The organism is Marinococcus sp. LNHM5E3-2.1, assembly GCF_056034365.1.
In genome coordinates, this window is the sequence record NZ_JBQLIB010000014.1 from 23,839 (window position 1) to 39,861 (window position 16,023).

General features: G+C 47.9%; 14 protein-coding genes. All 14 read left to right on the forward strand.

Annotated elements, in window-relative coordinates:
• The first annotated feature begins 92 nt into the window (after positions 1 to 92).
• Positions 93 to 3,632 (forward strand): DNA-directed RNA polymerase subunit beta, encoded by a 3,540-nt coding sequence (rpoB, locus tag ACTRXH_RS13615; RefSeq protein WP_474263634.1) that lies wholly within the window; start codon positions 93 to 95, stop codon positions 3,630 to 3,632.
• Positions 3,633 to 3,753: 121 nt separating this feature from the next.
• Complete coding sequence (rpoC, locus tag ACTRXH_RS13620; RefSeq protein ID WP_474282601.1) at positions 3,754 to 7,371, forward strand: DNA-directed RNA polymerase subunit beta'; 3,618 nt, start codon at positions 3,754 to 3,756, stop codon at positions 7,369 to 7,371.
• 77 nt (positions 7,372 to 7,448) lie between these two features.
• Positions 7,449 to 7,700, forward strand: a complete 252-nt coding sequence (locus tag ACTRXH_RS13625; RefSeq protein WP_474263638.1) for a 50S ribosomal protein L7ae-like protein — start codon at positions 7,449 to 7,451, stop codon at positions 7,698 to 7,700.
• A 117-nt stretch (positions 7,701 to 7,817) separates the two neighbouring features.
• Positions 7,818 to 8,237: a 30S ribosomal protein S12 gene (gene rpsL, locus ACTRXH_RS13630; protein WP_022794463.1), complete on the forward strand. Its 420-nt coding sequence runs from the start codon at positions 7,818 to 7,820 to the stop codon at positions 8,235 to 8,237.
• 39 nt (positions 8,238 to 8,276) lie between these two features.
• Entirely contained in the window at positions 8,277 to 8,747 is a 471-nt protein-coding gene (gene rpsG, locus ACTRXH_RS13635; protein ID WP_022794464.1) for a 30S ribosomal protein S7, read from the forward strand.
• Positions 8,748 to 8,798: 51 nt separating this feature from the next.
• Positions 8,799 to 10,877, forward strand: coding sequence for an elongation factor G (gene fusA / locus ACTRXH_RS13640; protein ID WP_322527242.1), 2,079 nt, complete (start codon positions 8,799 to 8,801; stop codon positions 10,875 to 10,877).
• Between the two features lie 130 nt (positions 10,878 to 11,007).
• Positions 11,008 to 12,198: an elongation factor Tu gene (tuf, locus tag ACTRXH_RS13645; protein WP_022794466.1), complete on the forward strand. Its 1,191-nt coding sequence runs from the start codon at positions 11,008 to 11,010 to the stop codon at positions 12,196 to 12,198.
• A gap of 320 nt (positions 12,199 to 12,518) precedes the next feature.
• The gene (gene rpsJ, locus ACTRXH_RS13650) at positions 12,519 to 12,830 is read left to right on the forward strand and encodes a 30S ribosomal protein S10 (RefSeq protein WP_027847395.1); all 312 of its coding nucleotides are present in this window, start codon (positions 12,519 to 12,521) and stop codon (positions 12,828 to 12,830) included.
• A 43-nt stretch (positions 12,831 to 12,873) separates the two neighbouring features.
• Positions 12,874 to 13,515, forward strand: coding sequence for a 50S ribosomal protein L3 (gene rplC / locus ACTRXH_RS13655; RefSeq protein WP_474282603.1), 642 nt, complete (start codon positions 12,874 to 12,876; stop codon positions 13,513 to 13,515).
• 18 nt (positions 13,516 to 13,533) lie between these two features.
• Complete coding sequence (gene rplD, locus ACTRXH_RS13660; RefSeq protein ID WP_022794469.1) at positions 13,534 to 14,157, forward strand: 50S ribosomal protein L4; 624 nt, start codon at positions 13,534 to 13,536, stop codon at positions 14,155 to 14,157.
• Complete coding sequence (gene rplW / locus ACTRXH_RS13665; protein ID WP_022794470.1) at positions 14,157 to 14,444, forward strand: 50S ribosomal protein L23; 288 nt, start codon at positions 14,157 to 14,159, stop codon at positions 14,442 to 14,444. The genes rplD and rplW overlap by 1 nt, the downstream gene beginning before the upstream one ends.
• 32 nt (positions 14,445 to 14,476) lie before the next feature.
• Positions 14,477 to 15,316 carry a 50S ribosomal protein L2 gene (gene rplB, locus ACTRXH_RS13670; protein WP_022794471.1) on the forward strand — a complete coding sequence of 280 codons (840 nt, stop codon included), beginning with the start codon at positions 14,477 to 14,479 and terminating at the stop codon, positions 15,314 to 15,316.
• Between the two features lie 60 nt (positions 15,317 to 15,376).
• The gene (gene rpsS, locus ACTRXH_RS13675; protein ID WP_022794472.1) at positions 15,377 to 15,655 is read left to right on the forward strand and encodes a 30S ribosomal protein S19; all 279 of its coding nucleotides are present in this window, start codon (positions 15,377 to 15,379) and stop codon (positions 15,653 to 15,655) included.
• A gap of 23 nt (positions 15,656 to 15,678) precedes the next feature.
• Positions 15,679 to 16,020, forward strand: coding sequence for a 50S ribosomal protein L22 (gene rplV / locus ACTRXH_RS13680; protein WP_022794473.1), 342 nt, complete (start codon positions 15,679 to 15,681; stop codon positions 16,018 to 16,020).
• Positions 16,021 to 16,023: the final 3 nt, after the last annotated feature.

Sequence of the window (16,023 nt, forward strand, 5' to 3'; positions counted from 1 at the left end):
TCACTATTTAGCTATATTACCGATAATTGCCTTGGAAAAACGCTTGTTTTTAAAACGGGCGGATATCATGCGAGATTTGAGGGGTGAATCTGTTGTCAAGTCAACTTATTCAATTTGGACGTCACCGCCAGCGGAGAAGCTATGCCCGAATCAATGAAGTATTGGACCTTCCAAACCTCATTGAGATTCAGACGGCTTCTTATCAATGGTTTCTAGATGAAGGTATTCGCGAAATGTTCCAGGACATTTCGCCGATTGAAGATTTTACCGGAAACTTGGTGCTTGAATTCATCGATTACAATTTAGGGGAGCCTAAATATCCGATTGATGAATCAAAAGAACGCGATGCCACATATTCTGCACCGCTCCGGGTCAAGGTTCGCCTGATGAACAAAGAGACCGGCGAAGTAAAAGAGCAGGAAGTATTTATGGGTGATTTCCCGCTTATGACCGACACAGGTACTTTTGTGATAAACGGTGCTGAGCGTGTTATCGTATCCCAGCTCGTACGTTCACCAAGCGTATATTTTAATAATAAAGTGGACAAAAACGGCAAGCGCGGCCACACTGCAACCGTTATTCCAAACCGCGGTGCATGGCTCGAGCTTGAAACAGACGCAAAAGACGTCGTTCACGTTCGTATTGACCGCACGCGGAAAATTCCGGTTACCGTGCTCCTTCGTGCGCTTGGGTTTGGCTCGGATCAGGAGATTATCGATCTTCTGGGTGAAGACCAGTACCTGCGAAATACGCTCGAAAAGGATAACACAGAAGGCAGTGAAAAAGCCCTTCTCGAAATTTATGAACGTCTCCGCCCTGGAGAACCGCCAACGGTGGACAGCGCTAAGAGCTTATTAAACACGCGCTTCTTTGATCCGAAGCGGTACGATCTCGCAAACGTCGGGCGTTATAAAATGAATAAAAAACTTCATATCCAGAATCGTTTATTCAACCAGCGTTTAGCAGAAACGCTTGCTGATCCAGAAACGGGAGAGGTCATTGTTGAAGCGGGTACGATGCTCGACCGCCGGACATTGGACCGTCTGATGCCGTACCTGGAAAACAATCTTGGATTTAAACGGTACACCGTTTCCGGTGGAGTGGTGGAAGATGCAGATTTGGACGTACAGTCTATTAAGATTTATGCAGATGACGGTCAAGGCGAAGACCGTGAAATTAACGTAATCAGTAACGGAAATATTGATAATGATACGAAGAATATTACTCCTGAAGACATGATTGCTTCGGTTAACTATTTCTTCAATCTTCTTCACGGTGTCGGCCGGACAGATGATATCGACCATCTGGGCAACCGTCGTCTCCGTTCTGTCGGGGAGCTGCTTCAAAATCAATTCCGTATCGGGCTTTCCCGTATGGAACGTGTCGTACGTGAGCGTATGTCCATTCAGGATCCAAGCTCCATTACGCCGCAGGCGCTTATCAATATCCGCCCGGTAATTGCTTCCATTAAAGAGTTTTTCGGAAGCTCGCAGCTTTCCCAGTTTATGGACCAGACAAATCCTCTGGCTGAGTTGACACACAAACGCCGTCTGTCAGCGCTTGGACCGGGCGGTCTTACCCGTGAACGTGCCGGCTTTGAAGTTCGTGACGTGCACTATTCCCACTACGGGCGTATGTGTCCGATCGAAACGCCGGAAGGTCCGAACATCGGTTTGATTAACTCCTTATCAAGCTACGCCAAGGTAAACAAATTCGGCTTCATCGAAACTGCCTACCGTCGTGTAGATCCGGATACGGGAGTGGTCACCGAACAGTGTGACTACCTGACTGCCGATGAAGAAGACAACTACGTAGTCGCCCAGGCGAACGCTTCACTTGCTGAAGATGGCACGTTTGCCGACGATGAAGTTATTGCCCGTTTCCGCGGGGATAACACGATCGTTCCAAAAGAAAAAATTGACTATATGGACGTATCGCCAAAGCAGGCAGTTTCTGCTGCGACAGCGTGCATTCCGTTCCTTGAAAACGATGACTCCAACCGGGCATTGATGGGTGCGAACATGCAGCGTCAGGCAGTACCGCTTCTTGAACCGGAAGCGCCTCTTGTAGGTACCGGCATGGAATATGTTTCAGCAAAAGATTCAGGCGCTGCCATTATCGCACGTCACAAAGGCGTGGTTGAGCGGGCGTCCGCACGTGAAATCTGGATCCGCCGCATTGAAAATGTGGATGGAAAAGAAGTCGAAACTGATATCGACAAATACCGTATGATGAAATACGTCCGTTCTAACCAGGGAACAAGCTACAACCAGCGTCCGATCGTAAAAGACGGGGATCGTATAGAAAAAGGCGAAGTACTTGCAGACGGTCCGTCGATGGACAATGGGGAAATGGCATTGGGCCGTAACGTATTAACCGCCTTTATGACGTGGGACGGCTATAACTATGAGGACGCCGTTATCCTGAGTGAACGTGTAGTAAAAGACGACGTTTATACTTCCATTCACGTCGATGAATACGAGTCAGAAGCCCGCGATACTAAGCTCGGACCGGAAGAAATCACCCGTGACATTCCAAACGTCGGCGAAGAAGCGCTGAAGGATCTGGATGACCGCGGTATTATCCGTGTCGGTGCGGAAGTGAAGGATGGCGACATTCTTGTTGGGAAAGTAACGCCAAAAGGCATGACAGAGCTTTCAGCAGAGGAACGTCTGCTTCACGCGATCTTTGGGGAAAAAGCCCGTGAAGTACGGGATACTTCGCTTCGTGTTCCCCACGGGGCAGACGGTATTGTACTCGACGTAAAAATCTTTAACCGTGAAGACGGAGATGAACTTCCGCCAGGAGTGAATCAGCTTGTCCGGGTGTACCTCGTGCAGAAGCGTAAGATTCACGAAGGGGATAAAATGGCCGGCCGTCACGGAAACAAAGGTGTTATTTCGCGTATTCTTCCAGAGGAAGATATGCCTTACCTGCCGGACGGAACACCGATTGATCTCATGCTGAACCCTCTCGGGGTGCCTTCTCGTATGAACATCGGACAGGTTCTTGAAATGCACCTCGGCATGGCGGCCCGTTCCCTGAACCTTCACATGGCGACACCGGTATTTGACGGTGCCCGTGAAGAAGACGTGTGGGAAACCATTCAGGAAGCCGGTCTCGCCCGGGACGGAAAAACCGTATTGTATGACGGGCGTACAGGGGAAACCTTTGACAACCGTATTTCGGTCGGGGTCATGTATATGATCAAGCTTGCCCACATGGTTGACGACAAGCTTCACGCCCGTTCAACCGGACCTTACTCCCTCGTTACCCAGCAGCCGCTTGGTGGTAAAGCCCAGTTCGGCGGCCAGCGTTTCGGGGAAATGGAAGTATGGGCTCTTGAAGCGTATGGTGCAGCTTATACGCTGCAGGAAATTCTTACAGTGAAATCCGACGACGTTGTGGGTCGTGTGAAGACGTACGAAGCGATTGTTAAAGGGGAAAATGTGCCGGAACCTGGCGTTCCCGAGTCGTTTAAAGTTCTGATTAAAGAGCTTCAAAGCCTTGGGATGGACGTGAAAATGCTTTCGAGCAATGAAGAGGAAATCGAGATGAAAGAACTCGATGATGAAGATGAACAACCCGGAGATAACTTGAATCTTAGACTCGAGTCCTCGGAAAACGCATAAGGTCTCATCGGTAAAATGGAGAACACGGGGTGTCTAATTAAAAGCTTATCAGCTTTTGTAGGCACCTCTTGTCCCTCTTTCAGCCATGCCACCTTTATAGATCGAAAGGGAGGTCGACCTCTTGATAGACGTCAATAACTTTGAATATATGAAAATTGGACTTGCCTCTCCGGAAAAAATTCGTTCCTGGACACACGGCGAAGTGAAGAAGCCAGAAACGATCAATTACCGGACGTTAAAACCGGAAAAAGACGGGCTGTTCTGCGAACGTATTTTTGGTCCGACAAAAGACTGGGAATGCCACTGCGGCAAATACAAGCGTATTCGCTATAAAGGCGTAGTCTGTGACAGATGCGGAGTGGAAGTTACCCGTTCGAAAGTGCGCCGGGAACGCATGGGCCACATCGAGCTTGCAGCTCCGGTATCTCATATTTGGTACTTTAAAGGTATTCCGAGCCGTATGGGACTTGTTCTTGATATGTCCCCGCGCTCGCTCGAAGAAGTTATTTATTTTGCTTCTTATACAGTAACGGAGCCAGGGGAGACGCCGCTTGAATACAAGCAGCTGCTTTCCGAACGAGAGTACCGTGCATATTACGATAAGTACGGCAAAACCTTCTCTGCTCAAATGGGTGCAGAAGCCATCCGCAAGCTTCTTCAGGATATTGATCTTGAAAAAGAAGTGCATGGCCTAAAAGGTGAACTCGAAACAGCACAGGGACAGCGCCGCACTCGTGCGATCAAGCGTCTGGAAGTACTTGAAGCGTTCCGTCACTCTGGCAACCATCCAGCATGGATGATTCTCGACGTGCTCCCGGTTGTTCCTCCGGAAATCCGTCCAATGGTTCAGCTTGATGGCGGCCGGTTTGCAACCTCTGATCTGAACGATCTGTACCGTCGTGTGATTAACCGGAACAATCGTTTGAAGCGTCTTCTTGATCTGGGAGCACCGAGCATCATCGTACAAAACGAAAAACGGATGCTTCAGGAAGCTGTCGACGCCCTGATCGACAACGGGCGCCGCGGCCGTCCAGTTACCGGTCCCGGAAATCGTCCGCTAAAATCTCTTTCTCACATGCTTAAAGGGAAGCAGGGACGTTTCCGTCAGAACCTTCTCGGTAAACGTGTTGACTATTCTGGTCGTTCTGTTATCGTGGTCGGGCCAAGCCTGAAAATGTATCAGTGCGGGCTTCCTAAAGAAATGGCTCTTGAGCTCTTCAAGCCGTTTGTAATGAAAGAACTCGTGAACCGGAGTCTGGCACACAACATTAAGAGCGCAAAGCGGAAAGTAGAACGCGTGCATCCGGAAGTGTGGGATGTGCTTGAAGACGTTATCCGCGAACATCCGGTTCTTTTAAACCGTGCTCCAACGCTTCACCGCCTTGGTATTCAGGCGTTTGAACCGACGCTGGTCGAAGGGCGCGCCATCAAGCTTCACCCGCTCGTATGTACAGCGTATAACGCCGACTTTGACGGAGACCAGATGGCTGTACACGTGCCGCTTTCGGCAGAAGCGCAGGCAGAAGCCCGGGTGCTCATGCTTGCAGCGCAGAACATCCTGAACCCTAAGGATGGCAAGCCGGTTGTTACACCTTCCCAGGACATGGTGCTTGGAAACTATTACCTGACACTTGAGCGTGAAAATGCGATGGGTGAAGGTTCTACCTTTAACGATATAAAAGAAGTGCTCACTGCCTATCAAAACGGCTATGTGCATCTGCATACCCGGATTGCTCTGCCTGTCCGTGCGTTAAATAAAACGAATTTCAGTGAAGAAGAGATGAGCAAGCTCGTCTTAACGACACCAGGAAAGCTCATTTTCAATGAAATTCTGCCGACATCGTTCCCTTACGTGAACGAGCCGACAGCATTAAACCTTGAACAGGAGCTCCCGGAAAAATATGTAGTACCGAGCACGACAGATGTAAAAGAAGAATTTAAAAACCGCGAACTCATACAGCCATTTAAAAAAGGCTTCCTGGGGGATATCATCGCAGCGGTATTTAAGAACTTCCAGATCATCGAAACGTCGAAAATGCTTGACCGTATGAAGGATCTTGGCTTCCATTACTCTACAAAAGCAGGTATTACTGTTGGTATTTCGGATATTGTTGTACTTCCGGATAAGCAGGACGTGCTGACGGATTCCGAGGAACAGGTTTCGCGGGTGATGAAACAGTTCCGACGCGGTTTGATTACCGAAGAAGAGCGCTACGATAAAATCATCAGTATTTGGGGCAGCGCCAAAGACGTCATTCAGGAAAAACTTATGGGTACGCTTGATATAAGAAACCCTATCTTTATGATGAGTGACTCCGGTGCCCGTGGTAACGCATCGAACTTTACCCAGCTTGCAGGTATGCGCGGACTGATGGCCAATCCATCCGGACGAATCATCGAGCTTCCGATTAAATCAAGTTTCCGTGAAGGACTTACTGTACTTGAATACTTTATTTCCACGCACGGTGCGCGTAAAGGTCTTGCCGACACAGCGCTTAAAACTGCCGACTCGGGTTATCTGACCCGTCGTCTTGTGGACGTGGCCCAGGACGTTATCATCCGTGAGGATGACTGTGGCACCGACCGCGGACTTGCGGTAGCAACGCTTCGTGAAGGTAACGAAATCATTGAAAAACTTCAGGACCGCCTCATCGGCCGTGTAGCCTTTGAAACAGTGCGTCATCCTGAAACGAACGAAGTACTGGCTCAAAAAGGCGAGCTTCTGAATGAGGATTCGGCCCGTATTATTGAAGAAGCCGGCGTCGAAAAAGTCGTTATCCGCTCTGTCTTTACGTGCGATACGCATCACGGCGTCTGCAAAAAATGCTACGGCCGTAACCTTGCTACAGGAGCCGACGTTGAAGTGGGCGAAGCAGTAGGAATCATTGCTGCCCAGTCTATCGGTGAACCGGGCACGCAGCTTACAATGCGTACGTTCCACACAGGCGGGGTAGCCGGGGATGACATTACCCAGGGTCTTCCTCGTATCCAGGAGCTTGTTGAAGCCCGTAATCCGAAAGGTCAGGCTGTCATTTCTGAACTCTCCGGCGAAATTGTCGATGTGAAAGATCTGACGGATAAAAAAGAAGTTACGGTGCAGGGCGCGCTTGAAAGCCGCTCCTATACAACTCCTTATGGTGCCCGTCTCCGCATAGGAGTAGGAGATCAGGTGGAAGTCGGCCAGGCTCTTACTGAAGGTTCGATCGATCCGAAAGAACTGTTGAAAGTAACCGGGCTCGACCAGGTACAGCAGTATCTTCTGAAAGAAGTTCAGAAGGTATACAGCATGCAGGGCGTTGAAATTGGCGACAAGCACATTGAAGTAATGGTTCGTCAAATGTTCCGTAAAATCCGGATTACTGATTCCGGTAATACAGATGCTCTGCCTGGCAGTCTGGTGGAAGTGCATGCGTTTGAAAAAGCAAACCGTGAAGCACTTCAAAAACACCATCAGCCAGCCGTCGGTCAGCCGGTCATTCTTGGTATTACGAAAGCGTCGCTTGAAACAGACTCCTTCCTTTCGGCCGCTTCGTTCCAGGAAACGACAAGAATTCTTACGGACGCAGCCATTCGCGGCAAACGCGACGAGCTTTTAGGTCTGAAAGAAAACGTTATTATCGGGAAACTGGTTCCGGCCGGTACAGGCATGCAGCGTTACCGCAGCCTCGAACAGGTTCTCCCGGAAGAAGCTGTTCAGGAAATGCAGGAATCGGGCGAAGAAGTATATTCGTCGGAATGAAATAGTGTTGACATCGCAAAAACGCGGTGATATGCTATCTAAGGTGCGTTAAGCTCCTGTGCTTTGGAGGATGAATGATGTCTTATGAAAAAGTAACACAGGCTGACGAAGTTTTAATTGGAACTAAACAAACGCTTAAAGCGATTGAACATGGCACAGCTTCCGAAATCATTGTGGCAGAAGATGCCGCTGTAGAAATTCAGCAGCGTATTCTTAAAGCTGCAAATGAAAGCAGTGTTTCCATCCAGTTTGTCGATTCGATGAAAAAACTTGGAAAAGCTTGCGGAATTGATGTAGGAGCGGCTACGATCGCTTTAAAAAAGCAATAACGAGTTTTTGCTGGTGGGATTTCGGATCTCATCGGCAAAAACTTTCATTTTGCTTATCAATGAACCACCTGGAACGGTGGTCTTGAAATAACTTAGTCGGAAAGGAGGAAAACAACTATGCCAACTATTAATCAGCTGGTTCGTAAAGGCCGTCAGATGAAGACTAAAAAGACTGACTCTCCGGCGTTGAACCGAGGTTACAATAGCTTGCGTAAAGTCCCAACAGATCAAAATGCTCCGCAGAAACGTGGTGTATGTACTCGTGTAGGCACACTTACCCCGAAGAAACCAAACTCGGCTCTTCGTAAGTACGCACGTGTGCGCCTGACTAACCAAATCGAGGTTACAGCATACATTCCTGGTATTGGTCACAATCTCCAGGAGCACAGCGTAGTATTGATCCGTGGAGGCCGTGTTAAGGACCTTCCTGGTGTGCGTTATCACGTTGTTCGTGGTGCTCTTGATACTGCCGGTGTACAAAACCGTATGCAAAGCCGTTCCAAATACGGAACCAAGCGCGGGAAGAAAAAGAAATAATAACAGCTCGTTCATAATATAAAGAAAGGAGGAGGATTTATGTCTCGTAAAGGACCAGCACCACGCCGTGATGTTCTGCCTGATCCTATTTATAACTCCAAGCTTGTTACACGCATGATCAACCGTGTAATGAATGATGGTAAAAAAGGAAAAGCGCAAAATATCCTATACAGAGCATTTAACCTCGTGCAGGAGCGTTCCGGTCAGGAGCCGATGGAAGTTTTTGATCAGGCTATGAAAAACGTTATGCCTGTATTGGAAGTAAAAGCCCGCCGTGTAGGGGGAGCTAACTATCAGGTTCCAATTGAAGTTAAACCAGACCGTCGTACGACTCTGGCACTTCGTTGGATCGTGAGCTACGCTCGTCTTCGTGGAGAAAAAACCATGGAAGAGCGTCTTGCAAATGAAATTCTTGATGCTTCCAACAACACAGGATCTGCTGTTAAGCGTCGTGAAGATACTCATCGTATGGCTGAAGCAAACAAAGCGTTTGCTCACTACCGCTGGTAAGCACTACCGCGGAAAATACTACTTTGATGAATGGAAGGAGAAAGAAAGTCCATGGCACGTGAATTCTCCTTGGAAAAAACCCGTAATATTGGAATCATGGCTCACATTGATGCTGGTAAAACGACAGCAACAGAGCGTATCCTTTATTACACGGGTCGTATCCATAAAATTGGTGAAACCCATGAAGGTGCTTCTCAAATGGACTGGATGTCGCAGGAACAAGAGCGTGGTATTACTATCACCTCCGCTGCGACGACAGCCCAATGGAAAAACCACCGTATCAATATCATCGACACTCCGGGTCACGTAGACTTTACCGTAGAGGTAGAGCGTTCCCTGCGTGTGCTTGACGGAGCTGTTGCTGTATTGGATGCGCAGTCCGGCGTGGAGCCGCAGACAGAAACTGTATGGCGCCAGGCAACTACCTACCATGTTCCACGTATTGTTTTCGTTAACAAAATGGACAAGGTAGGCGCGGATTTTGTTTATTCCTTAAGCACACTGACAGAGCGTCTCGGCGCGAATGCTCAGGCAATCCAGCTTCCGATCGGTGCTGAGGATGATTTTGAAGGAATTATTGATCTTATCGAAATGCAGGCTTACTACTACCTTGATGATCTCGGAACCCGTGCGGAAGCACGTGAAATTCCGGAAGAGTATCAGGCACAGGCTCAGGAGTACCGCCAGAAGCTGGTGGAAGCTGTATCAGAACTCGATGAAGATCTTATGATGAAATACCTTGAAGAAGAAGAAATCACAAATGAAGAACTCAAACTGGCAATCCGTAAAGGAACGCTGAACGTTGAGTTTTATCCAGTACTTTGTGGTTCTGCCTTTAAAAACAAAGGCGTTCAGCTTATGATCGACGCTGTTCTCGACTATCTTCCATCTCCATTGGATGTTCCTGCTATTAAAGGTAAATATCCGGATTCGGAAGAAGAGGAAGAGCGGCCGGCAGACGACAACGGGAAGTTCTCTGCACTGGCCTTCAAAGTGGCCACAGACCCTTATGTCGGTAAGCTGACTTTCTTCCGCGTATATTCTGGTACACTCAGTTCCGGGTCGTACGTCAAAAACTCCACGAAAGATAAACGTGAGCGCGTCGGCCGTATTCTTCAAATGCACGCAAACTCCCGTGAAGAAATTTCAACGGTATATGCCGGTGATATTGCAGCGGGCGTCGGTTTGAAAGATACGAGCACCGGTGACACACTTGTGGCAGAAAAAGACAACATCGTGCTTGAATCGATGGACTTCCCTGAACCGGTTATTTCCCTTTCTGTAGAGCCGAAGTCGAAAGCGGACCATGACAAAATGAGTATCGCTCTCGGAAAGCTTGCAGAAGAGGATCCGACCTTCCAGACAGAAACAGACGAAGAAACCGGACAAACGATCATCAAAGGTATGGGTGAGCTTCACCTTGACATTATCGTTGACCGTTTGAAACGGGAATTCAAAGTAGAAGCGACTGTAGGTGCCCCTCAGGTATCCTATCGTGAAACAATCCGCCAGGAAGCTAACTGCGAAGGTAAATTCGTACGTCAGTCCGGTGGACGCGGTCAGTACGGACACGTTTGGGTGAAATTTGAGCCAAACGAAGAAGGCGCCGGCTTTGAATTTGTAAACAAAATCGTCGGCGGTGTGGTACCTCGTGAGTATGTACCTTCCGTGCAGTCCGGTATTGAAGAGTCCCTTCAAAGCGGTATGCTCGCCGGTTATCCGGTTATCGACGTAAAAGCTACTCTTTTTGACGGTTCCTATCACGATGTCGACTCTAACGAGATGGCATTTAAAGTTGCGGCTTCCATGGCTCTGCGTGAAGCAAAGCAAAAATGTAAGCCGGTACTGCTTGAACCGTTAATGAAAGTAGATATCGTGGTTCCAGAAGAATACATGGGCGACGTTATGGGTGATGTAACATCCCGCCGTGGCCGTGTAGACGGTATGGAAGCACGAGGCAACTCTCAGGTTATCCGGTCATTTGTACCGCTTGCTGAGATGTTTGGGTACGCCACGACTCTTCGTTCCAACACGCAGGGCCGCGGAACGTATTCCATGTTCTTCGATCATTACGAAGAAGTGCCAAAAAGTGTTTCTGAAGATGTTATCAAGCAGGCAACAGGACAGTAAAAATCCGGCAGCTTGATGATTGTATGCATGACGGATTTATTGTAAGCTAAGGTAGGGCGTTTACTGATAGCAGCGCCCGCCTGGCTGCTATACAACATTAATTACCTGAAATAAAGGGAGGACAATTATAATGGCAAAAGAAAAATTCGACCGTTCGAAAACGCATGCGAACATTGGTACTATCGGTCACGTTGACCATGGTAAAACAACTTTGACTGCTGCGATCACAACGGTACTTCACAAAAAATATTCCCGCGGAACGGCTATGGCTTATGACGCAATCGACGGTGCACCTGAAGAGCGTGAGCGTGGAATCACGATCTCCACTGCACACGTTGAGTATGAAACTGATTCCCGTCACTATGCACACGTTGACTGCCCAGGTCACGCTGACTATGTTAAAAACATGATCACTGGTGCAGCTCAAATGGACGGAGCGATTCTCGTTGTGTCCGCAGCTGACGGCCCAATGCCTCAGACTCGTGAGCACATCCTGCTTTCCCGTCAGGTTGGTGTACCATCCATCGTTGTTTTCTTGAACAAAGTTGACATGGTAGACGACGAAGAGCTTCTCGAACTCGTAGAAATGGAAGTTCGTGACCTCTTATCCGAATACGACTTCCCTGGTGACGATGTACCAATCATCAGCGGTTCTGCTCTGAAAGCCCTCGAAGGCGACGAAGAGTATGAAAACAAAATTCTTGAACTGATGGAAGCTGTAGACAACTACATTCCAACTCCAGACCGTGACAAAGACAAGCCATTCATGATGCCTGTAGAGGACGTATTCTCTATCACAGGCCGTGGTACAGTTGCAACTGGCCGTGTTGAACGTGGCGTTCTTAACGTTGGGGACGAAATTGAAATCATCGGTATCGATGAAGACTCCCGCAAATCCACGGTTACTGGTGTAGAAATGTTCCGTAAGCTTCTTGACTATGCAGAAGCTGGCGACAACATTGGTGCGCTTCTCCGTGGTGTGTCCCGTGATGACATCAAACGTGGCCAGGTTCTTGCAAAGCCAGGTTCGATTACTCCACACACTAACTTCAAAGCAGAAGTTTATGTACTTTCCAAAGACGAAGGTGGACGTCATACTCCATTCTTCTCTAACTACCGCCCACAGTTCTACTTCCGTACTACGGACGTAACTGGTATCATCCAACTGCCTGAAGGCGTTGAGATGGTAATGCCTGGCGATAACGTAGAAATGACAGTTGAGCTCATCAACCCAATCGCTATCGAAGAAGGAACTAAGTTCTCTATTCGTGAAGGCGGCCGTACAGTTGGCGCCGGCGTTGTTTCTACTATCCAAAAATAATCACCCGATTATTCTCCTCTAATGCTGAAAAGCATTAGAGGTTTTTTTATTTCTTCCATATTAATTAAAGCTCTTAAAGATAAAAGGGAAAAAGGGGGGACACACCGAGATTTTTTTGAAAAACCCCTTGCGTAAAAGGCGAACGATCACTATAATAGATGAAGTGTGACCATGGGAGACATAGAAATACTTCTATATCCACCCACGGTCAGGCGATGATGCGGAAGGTTGCTGACACACCCGGGTCCATTGCCATGACCAGGTGTGAGGAAATTTTCGCGGAGTATGTCTGTAAAATCGGACGAGAAGGAGGGCTTTTAATGGCAGCTAATGAAAAAATTCGTATTCGTTTAAAAGCGTATGATCACAGAGTGTTGGATCAATCCGCTGAAAAGATTGTAGACACGGCAAAACGTTCTGGTGCAGGTGTTTCTGGACCGATTCCATTGCCAACAGAGAAATCTGTTTATACAATTCTTCGTGCTACGCACAAATTTAAAGATGCTCGTGAGCAATTTGAAATGCGTACACATAAACGTTTAATCGACATTTTAACGCCAACGCCACAAACGGTAGATTCGCTTATGCGTTTAGATCTACCATCGGGTGTAGACATCGAAATCAAATTATAATAACAAATATATGAAAATCAAAATTTATTAGGAGGTGTGACTCATGGCCAAAGGAATCTTGGGTAAAAAACTCGGCATGACGCAACTGTTTAAAGAAAACGGCGAACTGCTTCCAGTTACGGTCATTGAAGCAGAGCCAAACGTTGTGCTTCAAAAGAAAACTACTGAGTCCGATGGATACGAAGCTATTCAGCTAGGTTTTCACGACAAAAAAGAAGCACGCGCAATCAAACCGGAAAAAGGACATGCTGAGAAAGCAAACACGACCCCCAAGCGCTTCGTTAGAGAAATCCGCGGGACAAACCCAGGGGATTACGAGGTTGGTCAAGAGGTCAGTGTAGCAACATTTGCAGAAGGAGATATCGTAGACGTCACTGGGAAATCCAAAGGGAAAGGGTTCCAGGGTGCTATCAAGCGCCATAACCAATCCCGCGGACCAATGACGCACGGCTCCCGTTTCCACCGTGCCCCTGGTGCGATGGGCGTTATCGACCCTAACCACGTATTGAAAGGCAAAAAGCTCCCTGGACGTATGGGTAACAACACGGTTACAGTACAAAACCTGGAGATTGTTAAAGTAGATACCGAGCGCAACGTGCTTTTAGTTAAAGGTAACGTTCCTGGTGCGAAACGCAGCTACGTAACAGTACAGAACGCTGTGAAAGCAAACACTGAAAAAGCATAATAGAAAGGAGGGCGCAAGATGCCAACAGTAGATTTACTAAACCAAACCGGTTCCCGCGTAGGAGATATCGAATTAGCAGACACTGTCTTCGGTATTGAACCAAATGAGCACGTCCTGTATGACGCAGTAATCATGCAGCAAGCATCGTTACGACAAGGAACGCACAAAGTGAAAAACCGTTCCGAACGCCGCGGTGGCGGACGCAAGCCATGGCGCCAAAAAGGCACAGGCCGTGCCCGTCAAGGTTCCATCCGTTCCCCGCAATGGGTGAAAGGTGGTATCGTGTTCGGTCCGACGCCAAGGTCTTACGGCTATAAGCTTCCGAAAAAAGTTCGCCGTCTGGCTATCAAATCAGCACTCGCAAGCAAAGCACAGGAAAATGATCTTGTCGTGCTTGATGAGCTGAAGTTTGATGCTCCGAAAACGAAAGAGATGGTTAAAGTACTTTCTTCTCTTTCCATTGATACGAAGGTATTGATTGTTACCGGCAACGACGATGAAACAGTCGGTCTGTCTGCACGCAATCTTCCTAACGTAACATTCCTCACGGCAAGCAGTGTAAACGTCCTGGACGTTGTGAAACATGACAAATTGGTTATGACACAGGACGCCGTGAAGAAAGTAGAGGAGGTGTTCGCATAATGGAAGCACGTGACCTAATTAAAAAACCCGTTATTACAGAACGCTCCGCTGACTTGATGGACGAAAAGAAATACACGTTTGAAGTAGACGTGAAAGCTAATAAATTCCAAATCAAAAACGCGGTTGAAGAAATCTTTGATGTTCAGGTAGAGAAAGTAAATACAATGAACAAAAAAGGTAAATTCCGTCGTTTTGGCCGTCATGAAGGGTACAAACCCAACCGTAAAAAAGCGATCGTGACGCTTACAGCAGATAGCGAAGATATTGAATTCTTCGAAGGTGCTTAATTAACAAATAGATACGAAGGAGGGTAATGAGCATGGCTATCCAAAAGTATAAACCGACCACAAACGGCCGCCGTCACATGTCGGTAAACAAGCACAGCGAAGTCACTTCAGAAACACCAGAACGTTCGCTGCTTGAACCGCTTCATAAAAAAGGCGGTCGTAATAACCAGGGTCGTATGACCAGTCGTCACCAGGGCGGCGGGCATAAACGTCAATACCGTGTTATTGACTTTAAACGTAATAAAAACGACGTACCAGGTAAAGTTGCTGAGATCGAGTATGACCCAAACCGTTCAGCAAATATCGCGCTTATCAACTACGTTGATGGCGAAAAACGGTACATCCTTGCTCCAAAAGGGTTGAAAATCGGCCAGGAAATCATGGCTGGTTCGAGTGCAGATATCAAACTTGGTAACGCATTGGACCTTCGTGATATTCCGGTAGGTACTGTTATTCATAACATCGAATTGAAGCCGGGCCGCGGCGGACAGCTCGTTCGTTCCGCTGGAGCAGAAGCCCAGGTTCTTGGTAAAGAAGGCAAGTACGTACTCGTGCGTCTTCGTTCCGGTGAAACCCGTCTAATCCTCGCTTCCTGCCGTGCAACTGTCGGTCAGGTTGGAAACGTAGAGCATGAGCTGGTGAACATCGGTAAAGCCGGACGTTCCCGTTGGTTAAACAAACGTCCACACGTTCGTGGTTCCGCAATGAACCCTAGCGATCACCCACACGGTGGTGGTGAAGGCCGTGCGCCAATCGGACGCGTTGCACCTGTATCCCCTTGGGGTCAGCCTGCAGTTGGCTATAAAACAAGAAAACGCAATAAAGATTCCAATAAATATATCGTGCGTGGCCGTCGCCGTAAGAAAAAATAATAAAAAGATGAAGCTGCGGTTCTCCGGAATCGCAGGTTAATCGCGAAAGGAGGTTCTCTCATGGGTCGTAGTTTAAAAAAAGGACCTTTCGTCGACTTGCACTTGATGAATAAAATCGAGAGACTAAACGATTCGAACAATAAAGAAGTTATTCGTACCTGGTCACGCCGTTCCACAGTATTCCCGGAATTTGTCGGCCATACGATTGCAGTGTACGACGGACGCAAGCACGTACCTGTTTATGTATCTGAAGATATGGTAGGCCATAAGCTTGGTGAATTCGCACCAACTAGAACGTTTAAAGGCCATAAAAATGACGATAGAAAAACGAAAAGATAAGACCTGAGGGGAGGTAAAGAAACATGGAAGCAAAAGCAGTAGCAAAGCAGATCCGTATCGCCCCCCGCAAGGCTCGTCTTGTGATAGACCTAGTCCGGGGAAGATCCGTCGGAGAAGCTATTGCCATCCTTAAGAACACGCCAAAATCGGCGTCTCCGATTGTTGAGAAAGTTATTAACTCTGCTATCGCCAACGCAGAGCACAACTATGAGATGGAACCAGAAAATCTTTACATCAGCCAAGCATTCGTAGACGAGGGAGTAACACTCAAACGTTTCCGCCCACGTGCAATGGGGCGCGCAAGCCGCATTAACAAACGTACGAGTCACATTACTGTAATCGTCGAAGAAAAAAAGGAGGGATAACGC